General features: G+C 42.9%; 21 protein-coding genes, 1 pseudogene and 1 riboswitch. Of the genes and pseudogenes, 7 read left to right on the top strand and 15 right to left on the bottom strand.

Annotation, left to right across the window (positions count from 1 at the left end; translation table 11 throughout):
* Positions 1-657 precede the first annotated feature (657 nt).
* The 3 genes from uraH to hpxO all read left to right on the top strand — a co-directional run bounded on the left by uraH (position 658) and on the right by hpxO (position 4,219).
* On the top strand, positions 658-1,020 hold the full coding sequence (gene uraH, locus B1A85_RS11660) for a hydroxyisourate hydrolase (protein WP_104547081.1): 363 nt from the start codon (positions 658-660) through the stop codon (positions 1,018-1,020).
* 537 nt (positions 1,021-1,557) lie between these two features.
* Entirely contained in the window at positions 1,558-2,991 is a 1,434-nt protein-coding gene (locus tag B1A85_RS11655) for a uracil-xanthine permease family protein (protein ID WP_104547080.1), read from the top strand.
* Positions 2,992-3,061: 70 nt separating this feature from the next.
* Positions 3,062-4,219: an FAD-dependent urate hydroxylase HpxO gene (gene hpxO, locus B1A85_RS11650; RefSeq protein WP_104547079.1), complete on the top strand. Its 1,158-nt coding sequence runs from the start codon at positions 3,062-3,064 to the stop codon at positions 4,217-4,219.
* Between the two features lie 119 nt (positions 4,220-4,338).
* Here hpxO and B1A85_RS11645 read toward each other — a convergent pair whose 3' ends face one another.
* The 6 genes from B1A85_RS11645 to B1A85_RS11620 all read right to left on the bottom strand — a co-directional run bounded on the left by B1A85_RS11645 (position 4,339) and on the right by B1A85_RS11620 (position 12,022).
* On the bottom strand, positions 4,339-5,037 hold the full coding sequence (locus tag B1A85_RS11645) for a globin family protein (RefSeq protein WP_104547078.1): 699 nt from the start codon (positions 5,035-5,037) through the stop codon (positions 4,339-4,341).
* A 429-nt stretch (positions 5,038-5,466) separates the two neighbouring features.
* Positions 5,467-6,243, bottom strand: a complete 777-nt coding sequence (locus B1A85_RS11640; RefSeq protein WP_104547077.1) for an ABC transporter ATP-binding protein — start codon at positions 6,241-6,243, stop codon at positions 5,467-5,469.
* Between the two features lie 35 nt (positions 6,244-6,278).
* Positions 6,279-7,130, bottom strand: coding sequence for an ABC transporter permease (locus B1A85_RS11635; RefSeq protein ID WP_104547076.1), 852 nt, complete (start codon positions 7,128-7,130; stop codon positions 6,279-6,281).
* Between the two features lie 103 nt (positions 7,131-7,233).
* A complete protein-coding gene (locus tag B1A85_RS11630; protein ID WP_104547075.1) occupies positions 7,234-8,277 on the bottom strand; it encodes an ABC transporter substrate-binding protein in 1,044 nt (347 codons plus the stop codon).
* A gap of 213 nt (positions 8,278-8,490) precedes the next feature.
* A riboswitch (guanidine-I (ykkC/yxkD leader) is annotated at positions 8,491-8,640 on the bottom strand.
* A gap of 153 nt (positions 8,641-8,793) precedes the next feature.
* Entirely contained in the window at positions 8,794-11,028 is a 2,235-nt protein-coding gene (gene selD, locus B1A85_RS11625; RefSeq protein WP_210404394.1) for a selenide, water dikinase SelD, read from the bottom strand.
* Positions 11,029-11,044: 16 nt separating this feature from the next.
* Positions 11,045-12,022, bottom strand: coding sequence for an NAD(P)-dependent oxidoreductase (locus B1A85_RS11620; protein ID WP_104547073.1), 978 nt, complete (start codon positions 12,020-12,022; stop codon positions 11,045-11,047).
* A gap of 35 nt (positions 12,023-12,057) precedes the next feature.
* On the opposite strand from B1A85_RS11620, the pseudogene B1A85_RS26120 reads away from it, so the two are divergent.
* A pseudogene (locus B1A85_RS26120) lies at positions 12,058-12,606 on the top strand (glutathione S-transferase family protein).
* Positions 12,607-12,641: 35 nt separating this feature from the next.
* Here the strand turns inward: B1A85_RS26120 and B1A85_RS11610 are convergent.
* From B1A85_RS11610 to B1A85_RS11595, 4 genes are all read right to left on the bottom strand, one after another.
* Positions 12,642-13,871: a M20 family metallopeptidase gene (locus B1A85_RS11610; RefSeq protein ID WP_104547072.1), complete on the bottom strand. Its 1,230-nt coding sequence runs from the start codon at positions 13,869-13,871 to the stop codon at positions 12,642-12,644.
* Between the two features lie 46 nt (positions 13,872-13,917).
* Positions 13,918-14,589, bottom strand: a complete 672-nt coding sequence (locus B1A85_RS11605) for a Uma2 family endonuclease (protein ID WP_210404391.1) — start codon at positions 14,587-14,589, stop codon at positions 13,918-13,920.
* Between the two features lie 133 nt (positions 14,590-14,722).
* A complete protein-coding gene (gene bioD / locus B1A85_RS11600; protein ID WP_104547071.1) occupies positions 14,723-15,391 on the bottom strand; it encodes a dethiobiotin synthase in 669 nt (222 codons plus the stop codon).
* Between the two features lie 102 nt (positions 15,392-15,493).
* Complete coding sequence (locus B1A85_RS11595) at positions 15,494-17,401, bottom strand: serine/threonine protein kinase (protein ID WP_104547070.1); 1,908 nt, start codon at positions 17,399-17,401, stop codon at positions 15,494-15,496.
* 312 nt (positions 17,402-17,713) lie between these two features.
* On the opposite strand from B1A85_RS11595, the gene B1A85_RS11590 reads away from it, so the two are divergent.
* Positions 17,714-18,730, top strand: coding sequence for a ribose-phosphate pyrophosphokinase (locus tag B1A85_RS11590; protein ID WP_104547069.1), 1,017 nt, complete (start codon positions 17,714-17,716; stop codon positions 18,728-18,730).
* A 196-nt stretch (positions 18,731-18,926) separates the two neighbouring features.
* Here the strand turns inward: B1A85_RS11590 and B1A85_RS11585 are convergent, their stop codons facing one another.
* From B1A85_RS11585 to B1A85_RS11575, 3 genes are all read right to left on the bottom strand, one after another.
* Positions 18,927-19,355, bottom strand: coding sequence for an NUDIX hydrolase (locus B1A85_RS11585; RefSeq protein ID WP_104547068.1), 429 nt, complete (start codon positions 19,353-19,355; stop codon positions 18,927-18,929).
* A gap of 4 nt (positions 19,356-19,359) precedes the next feature.
* The gene (locus tag B1A85_RS11580) at positions 19,360-19,821 is read right to left on the bottom strand and encodes a DUF3531 family protein (protein WP_104547067.1); all 462 of its coding nucleotides are present in this window, start codon (positions 19,819-19,821) and stop codon (positions 19,360-19,362) included.
* Positions 19,822-19,920: 99 nt separating this feature from the next.
* Complete coding sequence (locus B1A85_RS11575) at positions 19,921-20,841, bottom strand: Sll0314/Alr1548 family TPR repeat-containing protein (protein WP_104547066.1); 921 nt, start codon at positions 20,839-20,841, stop codon at positions 19,921-19,923.
* Between the two features lie 247 nt (positions 20,842-21,088).
* On the opposite strand from B1A85_RS11575, the gene B1A85_RS11570 reads away from it, so the two are divergent.
* Together B1A85_RS11570 and rsmG are read left to right on the top strand one after the other, a co-directional pair.
* Entirely contained in the window at positions 21,089-21,811 is a 723-nt protein-coding gene (locus B1A85_RS11570) for an ABC transporter ATP-binding protein (protein WP_104547065.1), read from the top strand.
* 18 nt (positions 21,812-21,829) lie between these two features.
* Positions 21,830-22,504 (top strand): 16S rRNA (guanine(527)-N(7))-methyltransferase RsmG, encoded by a 675-nt coding sequence (gene rsmG / locus B1A85_RS11565; protein WP_104547064.1) that lies wholly within the window; start codon positions 21,830-21,832, stop codon positions 22,502-22,504.
* A 32-nt stretch (positions 22,505-22,536) separates the two neighbouring features.
* On the opposite strand, the gene B1A85_RS11560 is transcribed toward rsmG, so the two are convergent.
* Both B1A85_RS11560 and B1A85_RS11555 read right to left on the bottom strand, forming a co-directional pair.
* Positions 22,537-23,283 (bottom strand): superoxide dismutase, encoded by a 747-nt coding sequence (locus B1A85_RS11560; RefSeq protein WP_104547063.1) that lies wholly within the window; start codon positions 23,281-23,283, stop codon positions 22,537-22,539.
* Between the two features lie 295 nt (positions 23,284-23,578).
* Complete coding sequence (locus B1A85_RS11555) at positions 23,579-24,760, bottom strand: aldo/keto reductase (RefSeq protein ID WP_104547062.1); 1,182 nt, start codon at positions 24,758-24,760, stop codon at positions 23,579-23,581.
* Positions 24,761-25,002 lie beyond the last annotated feature (242 nt).

Here is a 25,002-nt window from a genome sequence, read left to right as displayed (position 1 = left end):
GCAGTAACAAAACCAACTATAAACCCTGTTAAAAACATTGAATTCAACCTGCAATATTTAAAATAGAGCTGTTTTTTGATACAGAGTAAGCTCTGAGAGTATCTTTTAGCACTAGTCCGATCGCAACCACTAATTATTAAAAAATATTTTATTGTAAAGCTAATTCAAATAAAGCTAATAATGCCCTAGTTTTCTATTCAAAATATCTGTTTTTTGTTTGCCTTACTTCTACCTACTTTATCAGTATACTTGCTCTTATTTTATAAGAGAAATATGACAAAGAAGCTAGATTTAATCAAAAGTTACTAATTTTCTAACAGCATCCAGTAATTTCCTATTTAGGATAAAGATTTTAAGGCTAATACTTTCCTTACGCTGAGCTAGATTACCTCTTATAGGGCATTCAAGCTATTAGCAATATAATGACTTAAATCTAACCAAACATAATTATTCATATTATTCTTTGAAACGCCAAGGATTGTCAATGTAGTAAAGTTTATGTTCTATTCATCCTGAATAACCTTCACTTCGCCGAGAAGTTGAATAAAAGCGATCAAGTCTCTGTACTTTTATCTAGCTGTAAGACAAATAAAACTGTACTTTTGCACGTGAAAACTTGTTAATATAGATTAATTCGGCAGAAAAGTATGGTTAACTATGGCAGGTAAATTAACTACCCATGTTCTTGATACAGCGCACGGCTGTCCGGCTGATAATCTGGTTGTCGAACTATGGTTGATGGATACTCAATCTGGGCAAAAAACACTGCTGAAAACTGTCACAACAAACAATGATGGTCGCACCGATGCACCTTTGCTATCTGATGAAGAACTCAAAGTCGGCGTATATGAATTAGTTTTCGTCGTGCATGATTATTTTGCACAAAAGTTAGCTAATTTGCCTAATCCACCTTTTCTAAACCGGATCCCGCTGCAATTTGGTATTGCTGACCCTATGGCACACTATCACGTTCCCTTACTAGTATCTCCTTGGTCGTACAGTACCTATCGCGGTAGCTAATATCACTGTCAGTAAACCTCTGCAACCCTATCAGAGGATTCTGAAAATAAGTACTGGTAAAAAGTAAGTATCTATTACTAGTCAAAACAAAATATTCATTATCAGTAGTTGGTCAATACCTTCATCATGTACTTCTTGCAAGTACTTTCGCGATTAGTCTTCTGTAAGAGCAGCTATTTTTGTTACTTTAAATACAAAAACTAGCTAAACATAGTTATACTTTATGATTTGTACTGTTATAGCAGTATACAGAATACACTGACATCTTGGCTTGTTAAGTATTATTTATTCATTACTGGCTGAATAATTCTCTACTTCAGGCAAAAATGTCCAAAGTCTGTCTTCGCACTCGCATCTACAGCCTCAAAAACTATATATCATCAATGCTTCAAAAGATTAAAAATTAGCTTTAGTTCACCAATAGAATAGCAGTTAAAATAATGCTCAAATGTAGTATAAGTAAGTATTAAAAATTAAGGAGATAAGATAAAAATTTACTTCGAATTTTGTTTTAATACAGTCTTAAAGTTAAATAAAATGGCAAAAGTTGAAGTTACACCTGAAGAACGTGTTGATATCAAACCAGCAAATGGGTTGATTTATGGTTTAAACGATAGACCCCCATTTGTAGAAGCTGCACTAGCAGCAGCACAGCATGTCCTCGCAATATTTGTTGGTATCATTACGCCACCACTTTTGATTAGTAATGCGTTGCAGCTATCTCCAGCAGATACAGCTTACATTGTGAGTATGTCGCTGTTTATTTCAGGCGTTGCAACATTTATTCAGGCGAAAAAAATAGGGCCAATTGGCTCAGGTTTATTAAGTATTCAGGGGACGAGCTTCTCATTTTTAGGTCCCATTATTGCAACAGGAACGGCAATCACTGAAGCTGGGGGTACGACTGAAAATGCATTAAGTCTCATCTTTGGTTTATGCTTCTTTGGCTCATTTATCGAAATTATCTTGAGTCGCTTTCTGCATTTGGTAAGGAAGATCATTACCCCACTGGTTACAGGTACAATCGTTAGCATCATTGGGTTGACGCTGATCAAGACGGCTATCATTAGTATCGGTGGAGGAGTCGTTGCACAACGGAATAATACTTTCGGTAGCCCTCAAAGTCTAGGAGTCGCAGCGTTAGTACTCGTGACGATCGTCGCGCTCAATATCAGCAAGAATCCAATTTTACGCATGAGTTCCGTTGTTATAGGACTCATTGTCGGTTATGTTGTTGCTAGTTTTTTAGGAATGGTTAACTTTAGTGGTTTGCAAGGATTACCTGCGATCGCAGCTCCTATACCATTTCGATACGGACTTAGTTTCAACTTTGCCGCGTTTATTCCGTTTATTCTGCTTTATCTGATCACAACGATTGAATCGATTGGCGATTTGACAGCCACATCAGCAGTATCCGGCGAACCGATCAAAGGTAGCGTATATATTCGGAGAATCAAAGGGGGCGTGCTAGGAGATGGAGTAAATTCACTCATTGCTGCGGTATTTAATACATTTCCAAATACGACTTTTAGTCAAAATAATGGCGTGATTCAAATTACAGGAGTTGGTAGCCGCTATATCGGTTATTTTATTGCGGTTATTCTTGCCTTACTCGGTTTATTTCCGATTGTTGGCGGTATTTTTCGCAGCTTACCGCAGCCTGTTTTGGGTGGCGCGACGATCATTATGTTTGGCTCCATCGTTGTCGCTGGTATCAATATTCTTTCATCAGTTCAACTCGATCGCCGCGCGCTAATTGTTGTCGGGACATCTCTAGCAATTGGGTTAGGCGTTACTTATGTTCCTGAGATTCTTGATGCGACGCCAACGCTAGTGAGAAGTATCTTTTCTTCAGGAATTTCGGCTGGTGGACTGACAGCAATTGTTTTGAACTGGATACTCCCTCACGAACTTGGCGAAAGTAGCGCAGAAGACGAGATGAGTTCAGAGGACTTAGCTTCTGAAACGTAAAAGCGATCGCGGCGTTCAATAAATTGTACGAGAAACTACGAGAACTTAGTTATCAGCAGAGGCAAACACGATGTATAACCTCAAAGTTGTGGTCATTGGTGCAGGAATCGGTGGTTTAACTGCAGGAATCGCGCTACGTCAAGCAGGATTTGAGGTAGAAATTTACGATCGCGTCAAAGAATTACGTCCTGCAGGCGCAGGAATTTCGCTATGGTCTAACGGGGTAAAGGTTCTCAATCGCCTCGGTTTGGGTGAAAGAATGGCACAAATCGGCGGACAGATGGATCGAATGCAGTATCTGACTAAAACCGGCGAATTACTCAATGATATCGATTTACAACCCTTAGTTGAAGAAGTTGGACAGCGTCCCTATCCTGTAGCGCGGACAGATTTGCAACAAATGCTACTGGAAGCCTATCCAGGTGAGGTGAACCTCAATCATAAATGTATCGGGGTAGAAGAGGATGCGCAAAAAGTCACCGCCATTTTTGAGAACGGACATCGCGCGACAGGCGATCTACTCGTTGCTGCTGATGGAATTCATTCAATTTTGCGGCGCTATGTGTTAAATGAAGAATTGCAGCCTAAATACGGCACTTATGTTAACTGGAACGGCTTAGTGCCTGCAAGTGAAGATTTAGCACCAAAGAACAGTTGGGCAATTTATGTCGGAGATCACAAGCGCGTATCGATGATGCCAGTAGCACGCGATCGCTTTTATTTCTTCTTTGACGTACCCCTACCTAAAGGAACGCCTGTGAACCCTGATTATCGTGCAGATCTCGCAAAACACTTTCAAGGATGGGCACAACCAGTTCAATTACTGATTGAGCGTTTCGATCCCTCTCAAACCAACCGCGTTGAAATTCACGATGTTGGACCTATAAATAAAATGGTACGCGGTAGAGTAGCCTTATTAGGAGATTCTGCCCACGCCACATGTCCCGATTTAGGACAAGGTGGTTGTCAAGCGATGGAAGACGCACTTGTCTTAACGCAATATCTATTGACAACTAACTTAGGTGTAGAATACGCCTTGCGGCGTTATGAAACCGAACGCAAAGAGCGAACGAGTGCTGTTGTCCAAAAGGCACGCAGACGAGCAGAAATGATTCACGGTGTCGATCCAGACATCACCCAGAAGTGGTATCAGCAACTCGCACAAGAAGATCCCATCGATGTTACAAGTGCAATTTCTAAAGTGATTTTGGCAGGACCATTACATTGATACTGAAATACCAATCGCAGCGCGATCGCAACTAAATTTACTCCTATTTTATAGAGTGTGCGCAGGCATACTTTGTCTGTATAACCGTGACTTCAGTGACAAAGTATCTGCAAGTCATTCTATGTAAGTTTTGCAGATTCGGTAACAGATCTTATATTACTACTGTTTTGTTGCGAACGAGAGTAGTAGAAAATTCCTAAACCTAGTAAACCAGCTACGATAGCAACCAACAGTATTAATTTCAGATTTAGAGTAGACGCACTAGCGGAAGTTGACACAACAGCTTCGCTGCTTTTAACGTTTTGAACGTACTGTGGCAATTCCTGCTGTGGCTGTAAATTGGCAGATGCAAAAGCCGGGCTTGCCATTGGAGTATTCAACTGAGGTGGTTGTAAATTTAACGATTTCTCCGCCAACTGGGCTCCCTCGAGCATCATATTCGCCAGGACTTCATACGCATCTGTCCATGCTTGCTTAACTTCTGGTGTCCAATCTGTACCCAAGTACGATTCAAAGGTTTTTAACAACGCTGCACCCACCATCGGATAGTGTTGCTGTAGCGTGCCATAGCTGACGTGCCTTGCACCAAGATTTTGCAGCGTTACTTTCAAAATTTCAGGATTGCGTAGATTACCAATTACCAATATCAAGGACATAATCAGCTTTTGATGCTGTTGCTGCATATCAGTTTTGGCAAATAAAGGTTGAAGTTGAGGGTAATCGGTAAGTAGATTGTTGTAAAAGCTAGCAGCAAACTCATTAGCATAAGGTTTGACACGCTCAAAACTTTGTTCTAAAACTTCAACCTGAAGAGCCATATTTGTTTACCAGAGTTGTTTGCTGTTGAAAAGTGGTTTAAAAAAATGAGTTGTTAGTTGTGCAATGCTCTATTTTTAGGTACTAGAGTATTTTATTAATACCCTGATAGCTAGCTTGATAGCATCCTCAATTTCACGGATCGAGGGCTATGAAAACAATTAAATTAGCTAAATGCCCGTAAAACCCTAGCATTAGCCATTGACAATTAATTCGGCAACTTATGGTGGTGTACGTCAAGTAAACAACAAAACAATGCCCCATGCGTTCTATTGTGGCGACGGAGCAAGGTAGTGCTAGACACAAACAACAAAGGATATTATTGACTTCCCAAATTTGAATAACTATGTCAAAGCTTGTATATTCCTTGGTGTAATGTGTACGAAAACTAGTTTTGGCTTCAAAATGCTGTCAAATTGCATGATTTTTAGTTAAGCTATTGCCGCAACCGCTTCTTGTCCGTGTCTGCGGAGTAACTCCATTAATTCGTCTCGGTAATCGTGGAAACTTGAGTGGCGCTTTACTGTGTGGCTGCGATGCGGTAAGTTGATAACAAGCTCTTTGCGGACAGTACCAGGACGCGCACCTAGTGCATAGATGCGATTTGAGAGAAAGACCGCTTCTTCAACATCGTGCGTGATCATAAAAATTGTAATGTTAGTACGCTGCCAAAGATCGAGCATGAATTCGTGCATCGACTCTTTTGTGTGAACATCCAATGCGCCGAAAGGTTCGTCCATTAACAAAATATCAGGTTCTGAGGCTAGCGCCCGCGCGATCGCAACTCGCTGCTTCATCCCACCTGAGAGTTCTTTCGGTAAAGCTCTTGCAAATCGTGTCAGCCCAACTACGTTAAGATAGTAACTCGCTTGTTCGCGTCGTGCCTTTTTAGGTACGCCTTGCAGCTTCAAACCAAACTCTGTATTTTCCTGCACGTTCATCCACGGGTAAAGCGTATAATGCTGAAACACCATGCCGCGATCGGGTCCTGGGGATGTAATCTGCTTGCCATCAATTCTGACCTCTCCTTTCGTCGGCATATCAAGTCCTGCAATCTGACGCAACAGTGTAGACTTACCAGAACCTGAGGCGCCCACCGCGCAGATAAACTCGCCGCGCTCAATCGACATATTAATATCTTTGAGAACAACGAGCGTTCCTTCTTTTGTCGCGAAGTGCTTGCTGAGATTATTAATTTCCAAAAACATATACTAAGTCTCCATGTTGTATTTAGACACTACGACTATCGTTTCTGACTTGCCCATTTACACGAAATGCGCAGTAAATACTGAAACAGTAAGTCAAATGCCAAGCCAATCACGCCAATAACAATTAACCCGACAAAAATTTCATCGGTGCGCAAAAATCGACCAGCAACACTAATTCTTCTGCCTAAACCTTCGTTTGCGGCAATAAGTTCTGAGACAATTACGAGTTGCCAGGCGGCGGCTAAGTTGATTCGGCACGCGTCAATAATTCCTGGAAGAACATGGGGGACAATTACTTGCGTGAGAGTTTCCCAGCGAGTTCCTCCTAACATATAAGTCGCTTCAATTAAGTCTTTAGGGACGAACTTTACTGTATCCATCACCATTAAAGAGTTAAAGAAAAAGACACCGATAAAGATCAGCGTAATTTTTGGCTCCTCGCCAATGCCTAAATAAAGAATAAGTAAGGGAATAAATGCAGGTGCAGGCATATAGCGCATCAAGCCAAAGAGCGGTTCGAGCAAAGCACGAATGCTCGGAAAACTACCCATGAGCACCCCGATTGGAATTGAGACAAGAGCAGCAAAGAGAAATCCAACTCCAACTCGCCATAAACTTGCAACAGTATCTTTCAAAAGTTCGCGAGTACTCCACAACCGCCCAAAAGCCGCTATAACATCCGCAGGTGAAGGTAAAAATGTTGGATCGATATTACCGAACGTCGTTACTAACCACCATAATATTAATGGCAATGCGATTGATGTAACGATTAATACACTGCTCAGCGATTTGGGAATGTCTTCATTCAACCGCCAGAAAACAGTATGGCGCATTGTCTTGGGCTTGATTAGCGCCCGAATTGAGCGATGATTGACGCTGTGACTCATGATTTTCCTGTAGTAAAGAAGCGAAGATGAGAATTTATGAAATAAATGAGGATGATTAATGGTTAATAGAGCATAAAACACGCGAGCAATCAATTACGCCTACCTACCTCATTTGTGCAGCGTGGGCTTTGACAAAGCGATCGTCGAATAACCTGCGCGTATCAGGTGTTGATGCGGCTAAACCAGTTGCGGTGAGAAACTGACTGATTTGTTCGGCTGCAAAGTACAAAGAGGTCATGTCGTTTCCTGGTTGAAAGGCTTGCAAGTTTTCTTCTATTGTGAAAAGCTTTGTTCCTTCTGCATATTCTCTGTATTCGTCAATGCTGACTCCTGCGCGTTTTGCCATAATCGCGTAAGCTTCCTCTCGATTATTTTGAATGTAGTCCAGCGTGCTAAACCAAGCATCCACAACTGCTTGTACGCGATCGGGGTGTTGCTCAATATATTGACGTGTAAATACTAAGTGATCGGAAATAGCTCCAGGAAAATCTGCGGAACTAAAAAGTTCTCTACTCCCAGGACGCTTTAGGGCTTGAGTTGTAAAAGGAGCAAACACTGCTACCGCATCAACTTGCCCTGCCACAAATGCCGCTGCAGCCCTTCCTGTTTCTAGCGGAACAAATTGAATATCTTGCGCTGATAATCCTGCTCTTTCTAGCCCTAAGAGTAATAGAAAATGATCGACAGTGCCTTCCTCGGCAGCAACTTGTTTTCCTCTAAGATCTGCTACTGAGTTGATACCTTCTCGCACAATCACCTTGTCATTGCCAGTCGAGTTGTCGTTGACAAGAACAATGACTTGATCGGCACCACCAGAAACTGAACTGACTGTATCGCCTAACGTTTGACTATTCGCATCAATTTGTCCAGCTGTTAGAGCATTGATAGATTCCAAGTATCCATCAAACCACCTCAAGTCAACAGGAACATTGTGCGTAGCAAATATCCTGCGTTCTTGGGCAACTTGCCAAGGAAACCAACCAGGCCAAGCACTGAACCCTAGGCGAAGCGCACCAGCCATGGTGGAGGGCGCTGCTCCACTTTCGGTTGTGGTTTGGATGTAAACTGCAGGATTGACACATCCTACAACAAAACTTAAGGTAACCCAAAAGAGAATGCAGTAGGATAGGAGCGATCGCCTCTTCATAAGATTTTTATCAAAAATATGATGATTTTCCAGTTGTTAATAATCGAGCTTTAAGTATGAATTATCAATCCCTGATTTATAGCCTTTTTGTGTCCTTAATAAGAAGATTTTTCGTCATTATAATCATTCCCAAATTTGCAGATTAACAATCAAGCATAGATAACTGCAATAGAGAAAACCCGAAAGAAACTAGTTGCATTAGACAACTATAATTCCTCCCGGGTTTTTCTCCCGCCGTGTAGCTAGTAAATTTCTATGTCAATATTTTTTTGCAAGTACTAGCCTGCCTCTCTTGGACCAGACATTCAAATTTTTACCTAAATATCGTAACGACTTTGAATCGGAACCCTAGAGGCAATTTAATTGTAGGTATGACAGTAATTGACATCTAAACTGTTTTGACATACCTCTAAATACTATCAATACTCTGGTAAATAAGATGTATCAAAAGTTACGAAATACTAGCCTTTTAACACTTAATTCAAGAGATCTTGATAAAATGTTGTGATGCCACCGCTATAGTACTAGGGTCACTAAATTCAGTTCTTCTACTAGTTCTTTAACTTCACCAATCATCTGGCAGTCAGAATAACCTAATTTCTGCAGTGCTGCTAGACAATCATTTGCTTTCTGCTGCGGAAGTGCTGCTAAAAGACCACCTGAGGTTTGAGGATCGAAAAGCAAAGGATAGTGCTGACAAGTCTCTGCAGCAGTCGGATTAGAAACATAGCGCGAAAATCGCAAATTTTCGGGATGTAGCGAACTGAAAATTCCTTGCTGTGTTGTCGCGATCGCACCATCTAAAACTGGAATTGCTGGCAAGTGTAATTCAACTGCTACACGCGATGCTCGCACCATTTCGATTAAATGTCCTAGTAAGCCAAAACCTGTAATATCCGTACAAGCTGTAGCGCCATGTTCTAAAAAACAGGTTGCAGCAGCAGCATTAGAGAGTAACATTGAGGCGATCGCGCTATCAATCCATTTCCCTCTAGCCTTTTGGCGCATCTGCGCAGCGAATAACGTTCCTGTTCCCAGTGCTTTAGTGAGGATCAGGACTTGACTTGGTTCCATTCCACTTTTACGTAATAGTTTATCAGGATGAACTAGACCGTTACACGATAAACCAAATGCGAGTTCTGCACCTTCTGTCGTGTGTCCGCCGACTAGTGGTGTATTTGCTTGTGCTAAAACTTTGATCGCACCTGATAAAAGTTGAAACAGCGTTTCTATGACTTTTGCTTCCAACGCATAAGGTATCGTCGCGATCGCCAATGCACTTTGCGGTACTGCACCCATGGCAAAAATATCACTCAAGCAGTGATTTGCACTAATCTGCCCAAACAGGTACGGATCGTTAATTAAAGCGCGAAAATAATCGATTGTATGCACCATTGCCAAGTTTGCGGGGACTTGCACTACCGCAGCATCATCCGGCGCATCTAACCCAATTAAAATATCTGGGCGATCGCCCTTTAACGGTTGTTCAATTCGTTGCAAGACACGCGCTAAAACTGTACTTCCTACTTTAGAACCACAACCAGCGCAGCGCATTGTAGCGGAATGGGGGGAAGATAGGGCGTCCTCTGATGTCATTTCTGGTAGATCGTCGAAGCGTTGCATGAAACGGCGATCGATCCAGTCTTTCCAACGCCATAAAAGTTGAAGAGGACCAAAACCAAAAGAACCACGAGTAGCGATCGCTTTGCCGTCACCTGTACCGATTAAACTTAAATATTGTTTCTGTGGTTTATAAGGTTTTAGCGGTTTTTCTAATAAACTTCGTTGCAAGTTCTCAAACAAAGGTTTTCCTTGACGAACTGCAAATACGCCTGCTTTTGGGCGCGGATGGTCGACCATTGTCGCCACATCTCCGGCGGCGAAGACCTGAGGATGCGAAATTGACTGTAAATTGTTGTTGACTTGCACAAATCCATCTGCATCCGTTGCAAGCCCTGATTCGCGCAACCATTTGGGGGCGGATGCTTGCGTTACCCAAAATATGCGATCGCACTCGACTTTTAATCCTGACTCGCAAACGACTTTGTGCGGTTGCACTTCTGAGACAGTTTCTTGTAAATGTAATTGAACCTTTCGCTGTTGTAAAATTTCCTGAAAACGATGGCGTACCCACTTGTTATAACTGGGCATGAGTTCCGCATCGCGATGAAACAAGTGAATTTCTAAGTTAGAAGAATGCTGCGCCAGAATTTTTTGTAAGTGACTTTGCAGTGAAAGTGTTAACTCGACACCACCTGCACCTCCACCAACCACACCGATACGAACGGACTGTTGCGGATTTTGCTTGACATTTTCAACAAATTGATCCCACTGCGCGAGTAATTTTGAGATTGGTTTTGCAGCGATCGCATACTCAGTAGCACCAGGTACAGATACGGTTGCTGGAGTACTGCCAATATCGAGCGAAACGACATCAAACGCTACAGGTGGACGATGCGCGCAGATCACTTGCTTGTTTTCCAAGTCTAAACCGATGGCTTGGTCAATATATAGCTGCGCTTGAGCAAATTGCGCTAAACGACGCAAATCAATATGACATTCCTCGCGCGAGTAAAAACCTGCAACATGACCTGGTAACATTCCCGAATAAGGCGTATCCGATGCTTCGCTAATGAGGGTGATGCGAACTCCAGGAAGTGGTTTCATCCCAAACATTCTGAGGGCGATCGCATGGCTGTGTCCGCCACCAATCAACACCAAGTCCTTGACAATCGGATGCGATGCTTGCATGTTCTCATTCAATAGATTATCCCTGTACTTCCACGTTAAGACAATTTTCTGGTGTTTGACCTTGTGCGACTCGTAGAATATTTGTCACGACAGCCTTGGCAATTCCTGTGGAAGCAGTATCTGTATGTCCGCCTAAATGTGGAGTGAGTGTTAGATGCAAGTTTGCTTGCAGAAGTGGGGAATCGGCTGGTAATGGTTCTTGTTGAAAGACGTCAAGTCCTGCACCTGCAATGACTTTATTTTGTAAGGCTGTTACTAAAGCGCTTTCATCTACCCACGCACCGCGAGTCACGTTGATGAGATACGCACTAGATTTCATTTGTTGAAAGTCTTCCCAACCAAAAGGTTGCGTAACATTATCCGCTGAAGCCGCAATAACGACAAAATCGGAGTGTTGTAGTAAATGCGATCGCTCAGTTGGAGTTCCCAGCCACTCTAAACCAAGGGTATGAGCTAATTGTGGATCGAGTTGTCGCTTAATTCCTAGTAGTTGCACCTCAAAAGCCCGTAATCTGCGTGCAAGTGCTTGTCCAATACCGCCCAAACCGTAGATACCAACCGTTTTTTTCCACAAACTTTGTCCTTCAGGTTGATTCCAGTTAAGTTCACCACCGCGATAGTTTCGCGCTAAAGCTAGCATATGTAAGATTACAAGTTCTGCGACTGATTCTGCATTACCTGTCCCCGCCGAGGGAACATTAGCGACATAGATACCGCGTTGTGTTGCTGCTGGAATATCAACATTTTCCACCCCAACGCCTGAACGTTGAATTAGTTTGAGTTGCGGTAAGCTATCCATCAGCAGTGCATCGACAGGTTGAATACCTGGAACCAAGGCAAATGTATCAGGCGCATCGAGAACAACGCGATCGTGCGGTAAAGTGATGACAGTTCCAGTAGAAAAATGATGAGCTATCCGCTGTGCTAAGTTACCGGAGGACGTCACAACGACACGCCCAGGAAGATATTTAGACTCGTGTATGCGATCGCTCATTGCTTATTTGGCAAGACTTAACTTAAATTACTATCATGATTGACCTCTACACCTTCACGACTCCAAATGGATGTAAGGCTTCGATTATGTTGGAGGAAGTAGAACTTCCTGACAGCGTTCATGTGATTGATATTACGAAGGACGATCAATTTACGCTAGAGGATGTTGCAATTAATCCAAATAGTAAAATTTCTGCAATTATTGACTAACAGACAGAAATAACAGCTTTTGAATCAGGAGCAATTTTAGTTTATTTAGCTGCAAAAATTGGAAACCTGCTACACACAGATCTAAAATAACGTTTTCAAGTTTTGGAATGGCTAATGCTACAAATGGCTAGTGTTAGACCAATGTTTGGTCAACTCAACCACTTTAAAAAGTTTGCTCCTGAAAAAATCCCCTACGCAATTGAACGCTACGAAAAAGAAATATTACGACTTTACGGCGTACTTGATAAACAACTGGTCAATCATGAATTTCTTTGCGGTGATTACTCGATTGCAGATCTTGCAACTTATTCTTGGATAGCCCTTTATGACTTTCAAGGCTTAACGTTAGAAAATCATCTCCATCTTAAATGCTGAGTAGAAACCATGCAACAGCGCCGAATGGAAGTCCTTTAACTAAAATTCTCCACACAGCGTACAAAGATCTCTACCCCCATTCCTAAAGCGGTTTCATCAAAGTCAAAACGGGGATGGTGGTGGGGATACGCCAAGTTTTTACTCAGATTTGCCGCACCTAAAAAGAAGTAGCATCCAGGAACTTGCTGCAAAAAGAACGACATATCTTCGCCTCCCATAGTTTGACACTCAGGGACAATTCCTAGCGGTGTTTCCACAACTCTGACAGCTTGCGATCGCACAAATTCTGCCATACCAGGATCGTTAATCACTGGAGGATAGAGGTGCGAGTAATTCAATTCATACTTTGCACCATGACTTTGGCAAATTCCCGCAATAACTTGCTCGATGCGTTGAGCAAAATACCCCTCCAACTTCGGGTTAAAATATCGTACTGTACCGCTCATTCTGGCAGTATCTGCAATTACATTCAGCGCTGTCCCCGCATGAAGTTCGCCTACAGTTACAACTGCTGATTCAATTGGATCGACATTTCGTGCTACGATTGTTTGCAAAGCATTGACAATTTGGGCAGCTACAACTACTGAATCAATCGTTTGATGCGGCATGGCACCATGCCCGCCTTTACCTAAGATTGTGCAATGAAACTTTTCGACAGCTGCCATCAGCGCACCACTGCGAACGCCTACCGTACCCAAAGGCAGATTATTCCATAAATGTAAACCAACGATTGCATCAACATCGGGATTTTTTAATACTCCCGCCTCAATCATTGGTTTAGCGCCTCCTGGTCCTTCTTCTGCTGGCTGGAAGATAATTTTTACAGTACCGCTAAACGTATCAAGGTGTTGTGAAAGATAGTAAGCCGTACCAAGAGCGATCGCAGTATGACCGTCGTGACCGCAGGCGTGCATTACTCCATCGTGCTGCGAACGGTAAGGCACGTCATTTTCTTCCTGAATCGGTAACGCATCCATATCCGCTCGAATCGCCAACACAGTTTCTTTTTCTTTCTGTCTAACCTCTGACCTCTGACCTCTAATAGTCGCAACAATTCCTGTTTTAGCAATTCCTGTTTGATGCTCAATGCCCCATTCTTGCAGTTTTTCGGCAACAAATTCGGCAGTCAAGTGTTCTTGAAACCCTAGTTCTGGGCGTTGATGCAACTTGCGCCGCCACGCAACTAACTGCGGTTGTAAAGCTTGAATATCTGAGCGAATACGAGATAAATCAATATTAAGAGGTTTTGAGGAAGTAGAAACCATTACTCTTTAACTAGATAAATGTGCTACAGCATGCGATTGATACTGCTTACGCTATCTGTAGCCTAACCCATTCACGGAAGGCACGGCGCATTGCTTTTTTCCCTGCGGCTCGATGTTGCTGAATAAAAGGAATAATTTGCTGTACTGGAATCATGGGAAAGGCGAGACTTATACCGGTTTCGACATATGCTTCGCCCTGAAGTTGGTAAATTTTAATTTGTCCTTTATCGTAACGCCAAATTTCAGGAACGCCTAATTTTGCATAAATCGGCATTCGATCGAGTGATTTACTCGTAATGTCAATTTCTAAAACTAAATCGGGTGGTGGATCTTGGGTAAGGTCAAAATCTAATTTACCGCGAATGACTGACTCGTGTTGAAAGTAAAAACAGTTATCGGGTTCTACTCCTGCTAACAAGTCTGGGCGTTTCCAAGTTGTTGAACCAAGAGTTTCGTAATCAATATCGAGGACATCTGCTAAATCTTGTACTAAAACTCCAACTGCTTCTTTGTAGTATTCATGTTCTGGGAGAGGAGCCATAATTTCTAGGATTCCTTGGTCATACGCAAGTCGAGCAGCACGATGGTCTCCCAATTGAGTTAAGATCTTCTCAAATGTCTGCCAGTCAACATTTTCTAATAAGACACTTTTTCCTACAGGTACGCTGAGGAGAATGTCAGTATTTGTCGTGGCTAAGTGTTTTAAGGCAAGTTGCATAGTACTTTGCTTTGCTGGTAATAGGGAATAAGTAATAGCTAAACAGATATTCTTGCCAATTACCAGTTATCAATCACCTGGTTTCAATTTAAGCTTATTCTCATTTGCGCAATTGTTAGTATGATTTCTAACTCTATGACATTAGATCCAAGTCCAAAGCCGCAGCAGCTTCAGATAATTTATCTAAATCGGTAGGATCAGTAAAATAAGGCAAGCAACCTAGAACTGGGATATTTGTCAGCGATTGAATTAATTCAGGCGGCGTTAAATCTTCAATTTCCTGTAGCGATCGCGCTTGCGTGCAATTGAGAACAATTCCTTTAAGCAGAACGCGGGTTTGTCGGGCTAGTGCGACATTAGCAACAGCAGCGGCGATCGCACCTAAACGTACAGGAACGACAAGCACTGTAGGTAAGCGCCATTCAGCCGCTAAGTCTGCAACAGTAAACTCAGCCGTTACAGGCGAACCTAATCCGCCTAAAGCTTCTACCAGCACAAAATCTCGCGACGCCTTTAATTGTTGGAACGTTCGCCAGACAATTGCCAAATCGATATCGCGATTTTCCTTCGCAGCGGCGATTGGTGGCGCTAGCGGAGCTGCAAAATAAAGTGGCGTAATTTCCGTGATGGATTGATTGAATGAAAATAGCTGCGCGTAAAGTTCGCGATCGCCCACTCCCGATTGAATCGGCTTCATAATTGCAAAGTTACGAAAATGATTTCGCCAGTATGCAGCCAACGCTGTTGTTAAAACAGTTTTTCCTGCGTCGGTATCTGTTCCCGTAATCAGTAATGCATTCATGTCAATTTACTTAAGTAGTGGGTAATGGGTAATAGGTAATGGGTAATGAGTAATAGATATTCTTTCCAATGACCAATGACCAGTTACCAGTTACCAGTTAAACTATTGTAAATTTTGGATGCCGATATTTACTGCAAAGTCAACGTCCTCTTCTACTGTGGGAATTACATCAATTTGATAATCGCCAGTTTGCGACACTTGTGATTGCCAGTTCAATAAATTTGTAGCACCTTCGATGAGTTGTCCGTCCGGATCGCGAATATCTAAAGAAACATTTCCTTGGGCTACCGCTACCGATAAAACTTGCCCTTCTTGTACGTTAACTAGATAACGGGTAATTTGCTGGGGTCCTGTGATACCGGATGGCGTAACAGTTTCTCCAGGATTTACTGTAATTCGTTCAGGGACGACAGTTGGTACTACGGTTGATGGTGGTGTTTCTGTCGGCGTTGGTGTAGGTGTTGGAATAACAGGATTTTCCAGTAAAATATCAAGCTGATAGCTACTTTCTTCGATACCTTGCACAGGGCTAAGTTGAATTGTATACTCGCCAGTAAATGGCAATGTTCCTTGATAGCGCGTTACCCTGCGGGCTAAGTCTTCAATCGGTGCTTGATTAGGTCCCAATACTGTTAAAAGAACGCCTTCTTGCGCGAGGGTAGCACTCAATTGTTGTCCTTGTTCGCCGTTAAACGTATAGTTTGCCGTTGCATTAGCTTGCAGCGTACCGGAAACAGTTGCTGTCGCACCAGGTACGAGATTCAATTGTTGACTAAAAGTTGTCGGTTCAGGAGAGGGGGTTTCAGTTACCGTTGGTGTAGGGCTTTCGGGGACAACAGGAGAGGGAAACGACTGAGGTTCTGGAGTGCTGCGGGTACTGAGAAAATAACTGACAAGGAATAACGAACCAAATCCAGCGACTAAAGCAACACAAATTCCGATTCCAATCACCGCCCACGGATTTTCCCAGATTTCGCGTTTTCGCGGTGCAGGAATGACAGGATCTGTTTGCCTTGGTTGACGAGAATTTGGCACAATTAGGTCAGGACGACGACCGACGGCGATGGTTTGAATTTGCGATACTTCGGGTGCGGTTGTTGCAGGGGTGGATGCTTCTGTAGATGCGATTGCGCTGCGTTGCAGATTAGGTAGTTGCGGATTTGTCGCTTGACGGTCCACAGCAGATAAGGCTTTGGCAACTTCCACAACCGATTGGTAGCGATCGCCTGGGCGAATACTCAACATTCGGTTCAACACCACTGCAAATTCTGGGCTGACTGTGACCCACTGTTGCCAATTCCAAGTCAGTTCAGTATCGTCAAATAATTCTTGCGGTTCTTTTCCCGTGAGTAGTACGACCGCAGTTACGGCTAAAGCATACAAATCGCTATTCGGGTACGCTTTTCCTGTTTGTAATTGTTCGCTTGGCGCATAACCCAACTTGCCGACAGTAGTCGGTTGTGATAGATTTTGTGCTGATTGAAACTGCGTTGCTAATTCTTTGACTACACCAAAATCAATTAGTACGGGTTTATTGTCGCTTTCGCGCAAAATAATATTGTCGGGTGAAATATCGCGGTGAATAATGCCACGGGTGTGTAAATGCGCGAGTACTGGTAATAATTGTCTAATTAACTGCAACACCTCAGCTTCCGAAAAAGTTTGCCCTTGGGCTTTGCGTTCTTCTAGTAAGTCACGGTAGGTTTTGCCTTCAACGTAATCTTGCACTAGAAATAAACGTTGATCCTCTTCAAAATTGGCACGAAATTGCGGTACTTGAGGATGTTGGATTTGATATAAAGTTGCGGCTTCGCGTTGAAATAGTTCTTTTGACTTTTCCAAAAGAAAACTATCGTTTTGGTTGGGAATCAATTCTTTTAGCGCGCAGAGTTCGCCAAAACGCCCTTGGTCTTGCGCTAAGTACGTACGCCCAAATCCTCCTTGACCCAAAATTTGAGTTATGCGGTAACGGTTTTGTAGTACACTTCCCAGTGGAATAGGTGGTTGCATCGTTTTTGCTAAATCTTAAGCTATTCGTCAAAGTTCGACAGTTCACTTTTTAAGACCAAGTAATTTTACCTAAAAGTTTCTCGGTCAACCTGTAACTTCGCAATCAGATTCTTTATTACTCGCTCGATTCAAGCAGTAACAAATATTTGGCATAGTTTTCAACACAGTTCGTATTCTAATTCCTACAAGCCAATCATTCAAAAGTCAAAAAAATAGTTTAAATTGCTATTACTAAAAACTTTATCCAAGCTTATAATTGAAGTTCCCTGCGATTGTGCAACAAATCACTAAAGCAGTGATGATAAGATTTCAATGAAGGTGCTCCGAGGGTCTGCCGTGCTCAGTTCTGCAACTTTGACACTTCAGTCAGCTCCTACCGCGGTTGCTGATAATAACCGTCTGCGCTTATTTTCTGGCTCTGCTAATGTACCGTTCTCCCAAGAAGTCGCTCGTTATTTGGGCATGGAATTGGGACCGATGATTAGAAAGCGCTTCGCAGATGGCGAACTTTACATTCAAATTCAAGAATCCATTCGCGGTTGTGATGTTTATCTCATTCAACCAACTTGCCATCCCGTTAATGATAATTTAATGGAATTGCTAATTATGATCGATGCCTGTCGTCGGGCTTCGGCGCGGCAGATTACAGCCGTTATTCCCTACTATGGTTACGCGAGGGCTGATCGTAAAACAGCGGGGCGCGAATCGATTACTGCTAAATTAGTAGCCAACTTGATTACTCAAGCAGGAGCTAATCGCATCGTAGCGATGGATTTACATTCCGCGCAAATTCAAGGCTACTTCGATATTCCCTTCGATCATGTTTATGCCTCGCCAGTTCTCATTAATTACTTAGCAAGTAAGCAACTTCCTGACTTAGTTGTCGTTTCGCCTGATGTCGGGGGTGTTGCTCGCGCAAGAGCATTTGCCAAAAAGTTAGATGACGCACCACTGGCAATTATCGATAAACGCCGTCAAGCGCACAATGTCGCAGAAGTTCTTAACGTTATTGGTGATGTTGAAGGCAAAACTGCGGTATTAGTAGACGATATGATCGATACTGGCGGTACAATCTCTGAGGGTGCTAAGTTATTGCGCGAACAAGGAGCGCGTCAAGTTTATGCGTGTGCGACGCACGCTGTGTTTTCACCACCAGCAATCGAGCGATTATCAAGCGGGATTTTTGAAGAAGTCATTGTCACAAACACAATTCCTGTTCCTGAAGATCATCGTTTTGAGCAACTCACAGTACTTTCAGTAGCAAATCTCATCGGTGAAACCATCTGGCGCGTTCACGAAGATAGTTCGGTAAGTAGTATGTTTCGTTGATTAGACGACTAAGGGGCAAGAAACGCCCCTATTTTTGTTGATATTGAAGATAAGTTATTAATTTTAACAGCTAGGAGCTCAACATCTACTCTGCAAGCAAACAAAATTAGTTTTAATTTACAAGTTTTTTCCTCATTATTATTAATATAGTTTAGAGAATTTCTTCATTCTATTGCTTTGACTAGGGGAATAACCGTTACAAATAATTTAGAAACGCTTCAGGAACTAACTTGAGTTCTCCAGTTTTAAAACGATCGCACTCCACCCAAAGTGCGGTTTTTTTGCGCTTACCTTCTTGAAAATCAAGCGTGTCGATTTGATAAAATTTGGGATCGACAAAATCGCACTGATAAACGAAAAGAATTTCATGTCCTGGTTTATCGTTGTAGGTAAACAAACTTTCAATGCAGTCGAGGTAGCGAATATTCGTAATTTCTGCTTGGATTTCTTCGTAAAATTCTCTTTGTAGGGCGTCGCGACTCGTCTCTCCAAACTCAACACCACCGCCCATCGCGCGATAAAAAGTTTGTTGCTTGCTAGGATCGTAGCCTTGAGACAGAAAAACGCGTTCGCTATTTTTAACTAAACCCAAAGCTAATACACGAATCTCACCAGGTTTATGCATTGTGTTAATTGTTACTACCGTCGTAGATAAAGCTCGAACGACTCTCGCTATCTTCTACCTTCCAGTCTTCATTTTCGCCGCCAATGTACAACGTTGCAATATTGACATATTCCTGGCTGAGTTGCTTTAGAGCATTAATGAGAATATCAAGCGCGATCGCATCGCTCGTTCCTAGGTCAAACCAACAACGCCCCCATGTTCCTTGATACTCAAATTCTCCCATATTATGCATCAGTGCCATTAAAGTATCATCAGCTGTCTGTTCGTCATAATGCATATAGCTGAGATCGAGACCTTGCTCTTGTACTTGTAGATTTTCCGCGTTGAATGCACCGAGTTTACCCAGATAAAACCAGGAATTGAAGACTTCTTCGACATAGCGTTTCTCCATCTCAGACGGAACTGTAGTAAACTCTAGCCAAATCCACACATCAAAAGGATCGAACTCGCGGAACTGTACCTGCATCGTTTTGGGGTAATGATTAAGGAAGATTGACAACTCTACAACAATCTTAATCAATTATGAGATGCAGTGGTTCTTGTGTAACAGGTAATTGGCGTTGAATTAACTAGCGCCGCTGACGCGTTGGACAGTTCTATTTCGTTCGCGTTCGATTTGCTGGACTAGACTTGATGGAAGTTGGTCTTTTTTGGCGATCGCGCGGTCAAAGTTTTCCACCGCGGCTTTCAATGCGGATGGATTATTTTGCTTGTTTCCTTGTTCAGCAAGGATTTGGGCTTTAAGATAGTACAACTCAGGATTATTCGGAGTTGCTTGTATTGCGCGATCGACGTAAGTGAGTGCTTCGGTATATCGATCCAAATCGCGATAGCCAATTGCTAAACCGCGATCGGCTAAATATCTAGGTCCGGCAAATCTTACAAGTCTATCAATCGCTTGCTGTGGACTGGAAAAGGGTAAATTGACGGCTAACATCAAATCCATATAGCCCCGCAGCAGATTTAGTTCTGGATCGTTGGGAGCAATGGCTTCGGCTTTGTCTAAATACGCATAAACCTGTCTTAACTCGGATAGCGCTTGTGGTGTACCGCGTACTGTCCCCTCGCGTGCCAAAGCGGCTGCACCTTGTAAAAAGTGACCGACAGCAGCATATAAATTACCACGTAGGGGATCTTGCGCAATTAGCTGTCTTCCTGTTTCTAAGGTACGCTTGCCATAATTACTAAACGCATTGATGTCATTATTTAATGTATACGCCAACGAAGCTTTCATTGCGAAAGCTAAAGGTTCATTCGGTTCAGTTGTCGCGGCTTGATTGAGATAATTGACAGCTGCTTGATAATTACCTTGCTCGAATATGGCTTTAAACGCGGCTTCTGTATTGTCGCCAATTTGACGTTGGTTAGTCGCGCGGAATGGATCTTGAGCTAAAGTCGGGCTGAATCCTACGCTAAGAGTGAGTAAAGTTGTACTTGCTAAAGCCGCAAAGGCGTATTGTACCTGAGAAAACCATTTTTTACGCATTTTCAACCTCCAGTCATTTGCGTAGCTAGCTGAGATCTCTTCCAAATTTCCTAGCCCTAAAAAGTCAACGGCAACAATGCCAGAATAAATACAGCACAAGAACTCATGAACTTTAAACCATTGTTAGTGTTCCCCACAAAAGCAGAGTTTAATCAGAGTAGACAAGAACTAGCATAAACACAATGCTAAAAGCCTAAGGCTAATAGCTACAACTTAATTTGGTTTCAATTTTTGGTAATCTTAACGGATGCTCTATCTTAAAAACCTCGTATATCACCCTCCCGCAAGCCAGACAGCGATTCTCAAATCGATTAATCTGCAATTAGCACCTCAGAACTTAGGTTTGATTATTGGTCCAAGTGGTTCGGGCAAAAGTACGCTCCTAGAAATTTTATCTGGACTTGTTGAAGCAACGTCAGGTCAAATTGCTTGGCGCGATCAAGAACTTAGTGCTGATTATCTACAACAACTCGGTGGCTTGGTTTTTCAATTTCCCGAACGTCATTTTTGCGGCGGTACGATTTTGGAGGAATTGCGCCTAGGACATCCGGAATTAGGGACAGAAAGAGTACGCCAAGCTTTACAAGAAGTTGGGTTAGAACATTTATCTTTACACGCTGCACCTCACGCGCTAAGTGGTGGACAGCAACGGCGTTTAGCTTTAGCTGTGCAACTTATTCGTCAACCGCATTTACTACTACTAGACGAGCCTACTGCTGGTTTAGACTGGTCAATGCGGCGACAGGTAGTAAATCTACTTGCAAAACTCAAACAGCACTGGACGCTACTTGTCGTCACGCACGATGCGAGTGATTTATTAAGTATTGCGGATAGTTGTTGGACGCTTAATCATGGCGTATTAGAACCCGTACCCGATCCCGCTTTACTTGCAGTCAAAGCTCAAGCTACTCGTGCAACTGTCCATCAAACCTCGGTTTATACAATTGAGGAAACCTCAGAAGCAAGCTAGAGTAGACGAAATCGAGGCATGGAACCATCACCACTGCTGCCGCAAATGTTAGATTGGCAGCAACTCAATTGGCAACCTACACCGGCGCAACAAGAGAAGTTTCAACGCCTGTACGAACTGATTTTGGCGGGAAATCGTCAGCTGAATTTAACCCGCATCACTGCGCCTCTAGAATTTTGGGAGAAGCATTTGTGGGATTCACTGCGCGGAATTGCGCCCTATCTCTCTACGCCTGAGACAACTATAAAAGTAATTGACGTTGGTACAGGAGCAGGTTTTCCAGGGATTCCTGTTGCGATCGCCCTTCCTTACTCACACGTCACTCTCCTCGACTCGACGCGCAAAAAAATGACATTTCTGGATAATTTGTTAGCCGAACTTGGTATTCAAAACGCGACTACTCTGGTAGGTAGGGCAGAAAGTATCAACAAACTTCCGCAATATCATCAAAGTTATGATGTTGCGCTGATTCGTGCTGTAGGTGCGCCGCATCTTTGTGCTGAGTATACCTTGCCTTTTTTGCAGCCGAATGGTTTAGCGGTACTCTATCGCGGTCATTGGACAAGCGATGAAACGGAAGCTTTGCAAACTAAAATTAAGCCTTTGAAGGGTGTCATTGAGAAAATTGAAGAGTTTGTGACACCGCTAAGTCATAGCGATCGCCACTGCGTCTATTTACGGAAAATTTCTTGAGCGGGGTTTGGCACCACCAAACCCCCCTGTCATTACGCTGTTTTTGTTGCTTGGGCTAATCGTTGGTTTATCTCGTTCCAATTCACAACGTTCCACCAGGCGTTGAGATATTCTGCACGACGATTTTGGTATTTGAGATAGTAAGCGTGTTCCCACACGTCATTGCCCATAACCGGATAGTTACCCTCCATAATAGGGCTATCTTGGTTTGCGGTACTGGTAATCTGATAATTACCATCCTGAGTGCGCACTAACCATACCCAACCACTACCAAAACGCCCCTCGCCCGCCGCATTGAATTGTTTTTTAAATTCTGCAAAGCTGCCAAAATTTTGGTTAATGACATCAGCGATTTGTCCTGTGGGTTCGCCGCCACCGTCAGGACTCATAATTCGCCAAAACATCGAGTGATTAACGTGACCGCCGCCATTGTTACGTACACTCGTGCGGATATCTTCTGGAACGCTGTTAAGATTGCTTAAGAGTTGTTCTGCGCTTCGACCTTTAAGTTGCGGATGCTTTTCTATCGCCGCGTTTAAGTTTTTGACGTACGTTGCATGGTGGCGATCGTGGTGAAAGCGCATCGTTGCAGCATCAATGTGTGGTTCGAGTGCGTTGTATGCGTAAGGTAGAGGTGGTAACTCAAAACTGCCACTGCGACTAGGAGTTTCCGCTGCTAAGGCAGTTTGCCACAATCCATGCGGACGCAGTGTATCAATGGCAACCGCACCAGCACTTGCCCCTAAAAGAAATAATAAATTCCGTCGATTAAGAGTCATAAGCAATAAATGCTACTCAATTAATCCAATTTGTTTATTTTTTATTTTCTCAGTAACGGGTTATACCAGATATAAATTTGATAATATTCTTTACTAGCAATTGGCAGAGAGAAGTGAAAATAAACTACGATTTATAAATTGACAATTTTCAATAAAAATGTCTGTAGTCGTCAAATTAACGGCTTGCTGCAACCTAAAATATAAAAAGGCGCAAAATGATAGTTTTAGGAATTATTGAAACTAGCGGTATTAGCTTGAGAAGAAATAATTGAGTCAGCTTAAAAAAGATTAGTTTTTATTGCTTAGATAAGCGTTGGATAGCAGCACCGCTCAATAATTGATGAGCTTCTTGCAAGATAGTAGGAATTGTTTCAGCGTGAGGACTATTTCTGAGACAATGGCGTAAATCGAGTTGGTTGACATTGGCAGCATTTGCACCAGGAAACCAGCTACCACCATTCCCTAAGAGGTTGTAGCGCATTTTTGCGTAGTCAACCATATCGTAGGCGATCGCTAAGTTTCTCAGCCACAAAATTACGGGAATATTCACATTGCCAGGTGTTTCGCTGTATTTGGGTAAACCGACGTGCCAAGTTTTTGCCCAACTTTCGCCAAGGGATGCGATCGCCGCTTGTTCTAAACGTGCCAAAATTGGCGGTAAAATCTCATCTGCACGGTCAAGGAGTGCTAGCGTTTTTAAATGTTCGTCAAAGTCTTGCGGACGTGCAGCACCGACACTTAACGTGTGTACTTGCGAATGACTCAGACAAAAGAGATTATTGAAAACGATGGGACTTAAGGGACTGCACAAGTCTACAAGTTTTTGCGGTGGTTGATAAAGCTTACCGCCTTTATCCGACGGGCTAATAATAAATACGCCCATGTCGTGTTGAGTAGCAGCTGCAATCGCCGCCCAGTTAGTCTGATTGATGTAGTACCAGTGCAGGTTAACGTAGTCGAATAAATTGGTTGCGATCGCCTCTACAATAATGTCTGTAGGTCCGTGCGTGGAAAAGCCAATAAACCTAACCTTTCCTTGAGCCTGTAACTTTTGCACAACTTCCACACAACCGCCAGGACGCACGCTTTGCTGCAACGACTCAGCATCGTTAATACCGTGAATTGCGAGTAGATCCACGTAATCTAACCGCAGATTTTTGAGTGACTGCTCGAACTTCTGCTGAAAGTCTCTAGCGTTGTCACTCGGATTAATTTTAGTTTGGACGATTAGTTGCTCGCGGGGAAAACTCGGTAAAATTCGCCCTAGCTGATACTCTGAAGTGCCATAACCGCGGGCAGTTTCGATATGATTTATACCAACTTCTATGGCTCTACGGATTGTTGCTTCGAGGTTTTTTTGATTATGCCTCGGAATTTGCCATGCTGGGACATCTTGCCATTTAAATTGATAGCGCATTCCCCCGCAGGAAAACACTGGCATTTGGATTTGCGTACGTCCAAATCGTCTGTATTGCATCACTGAATTTTGGATTTTAGATTGAACTCCTATCTAGAATCTAAAAGCTATAAATTTTGCTGACAACTAAACTGAATATTTTGGTGTTTGCCAACATTGCTATGAACCTCAAATATTAAAGACCCAATCTTTAATGTTTGAGTAGTAACAGGTCAGACACTGCCCTTTTATATGGTTCCAACATACTCACTGTGACCCATGCTTTTGGCTAAAAATCGTTCATGACTTCTCAGCATCTACCA

Source organism: Chroococcidiopsis sp. TS-821, assembly GCF_002939305.1.
Taxonomy (GTDB): Bacteria; Cyanobacteriota; Cyanobacteriia; order Cyanobacteriales; family Chroococcidiopsidaceae; genus Chroogloeocystis.
This window is presented reverse-complemented; position numbering and strand designations above follow the sequence as displayed.

What these genes read in the sequence shown, in the direction of transcription:
- B1A85_RS11585 (WP_104547068.1), bottom strand. Translation starts at nt 19,355, where the DNA reads ATGCATAAACCTGGTGAGATTCGTGTATTAGCTTTGGGTTTAGTTAAA.
- B1A85_RS11560 (WP_104547063.1), bottom strand. Translation starts at nt 23,283, where the DNA reads ATGACTCTTAATCGACGGAATTTATTATTTCTTTTAGGGGCAAGTGCT.
- B1A85_RS11620 (WP_104547073.1), bottom strand. Translation starts at nt 12,022, where the DNA reads ATGAGCGATCGCATACACGAGTCTAAATATCTTCCTGGGCGTGTCGTT.
- uraH (WP_104547081.1), top strand. Translation starts at nt 658, where the DNA reads ATGGCAGGTAAATTAACTACCCATGTTCTTGATACAGCGCACGGCTGT.
- B1A85_RS11555 (WP_104547062.1), bottom strand. Translation starts at nt 24,760, where the DNA reads ATGCAATACAGACGATTTGGACGTACGCAAATCCAAATGCCAGTGTTT.
- B1A85_RS11630 (WP_104547075.1), bottom strand. Translation starts at nt 8,277, where the DNA reads ATGAAGAGGCGATCGCTCCTATCCTACTGCATTCTCTTTTGGGTTACC.
- B1A85_RS11570 (WP_104547065.1), top strand. Translation starts at nt 21,089, where the DNA reads ATGCTCTATCTTAAAAACCTCGTATATCACCCTCCCGCAAGCCAGACA.
- B1A85_RS11575 (WP_104547066.1), bottom strand. Translation starts at nt 20,841, where the DNA reads ATGCGTAAAAAATGGTTTTCTCAGGTACAATACGCCTTTGCGGCTTTA.
- rsmG (WP_104547064.1), top strand. Translation starts at nt 21,830, where the DNA reads ATGGAACCATCACCACTGCTGCCGCAAATGTTAGATTGGCAGCAACTC.
- hpxO (WP_104547079.1), top strand. Translation starts at nt 3,062, where the DNA reads ATGTATAACCTCAAAGTTGTGGTCATTGGTGCAGGAATCGGTGGTTTA.
- B1A85_RS11610 (WP_104547072.1), bottom strand. Translation starts at nt 13,871, where the DNA reads ATGGTTTCTACTTCCTCAAAACCTCTTAATATTGATTTATCTCGTATT.
- B1A85_RS11595 (WP_104547070.1), bottom strand. Translation starts at nt 17,401, where the DNA reads ATGCAACCACCTATTCCACTGGGAAGTGTACTACAAAACCGTTACCGC.
- B1A85_RS11635 (WP_104547076.1), bottom strand. Translation starts at nt 7,130, where the DNA reads ATGAGTCACAGCGTCAATCATCGCTCAATTCGGGCGCTAATCAAGCCC.
- bioD (WP_104547071.1), bottom strand. Translation starts at nt 15,391, where the DNA reads ATGAATGCATTACTGATTACGGGAACAGATACCGACGCAGGAAAAACT.
- B1A85_RS11655 (WP_104547080.1), top strand. Translation starts at nt 1,558, where the DNA reads ATGGCAAAAGTTGAAGTTACACCTGAAGAACGTGTTGATATCAAACCA.
- B1A85_RS11590 (WP_104547069.1), top strand. Translation starts at nt 17,714, where the DNA reads ATGAAGGTGCTCCGAGGGTCTGCCGTGCTCAGTTCTGCAACTTTGACA.
- B1A85_RS11580 (WP_104547067.1), bottom strand. Translation starts at nt 19,821, where the DNA reads ATGCAGGTACAGTTCCGCGAGTTCGATCCTTTTGATGTGTGGATTTGG.
- B1A85_RS11645 (WP_104547078.1), bottom strand. Translation starts at nt 5,037, where the DNA reads ATGGCTCTTCAGGTTGAAGTTTTAGAACAAAGTTTTGAGCGTGTCAAA.
- selD (WP_210404394.1), bottom strand. Translation starts at nt 11,028, where the DNA reads ATGCAAGCATCGCATCCGATTGTCAAGGACTTGGTGTTGATTGGTGGC.
- B1A85_RS11640 (WP_104547077.1), bottom strand. Translation starts at nt 6,243, where the DNA reads ATGTTTTTGGAAATTAATAATCTCAGCAAGCACTTCGCGACAAAAGAA.
- B1A85_RS11605 (WP_210404391.1), bottom strand. Translation starts at nt 14,589, where the DNA reads ATGCAACTTGCCTTAAAACACTTAGCCACGACAAATACTGACATTCTC.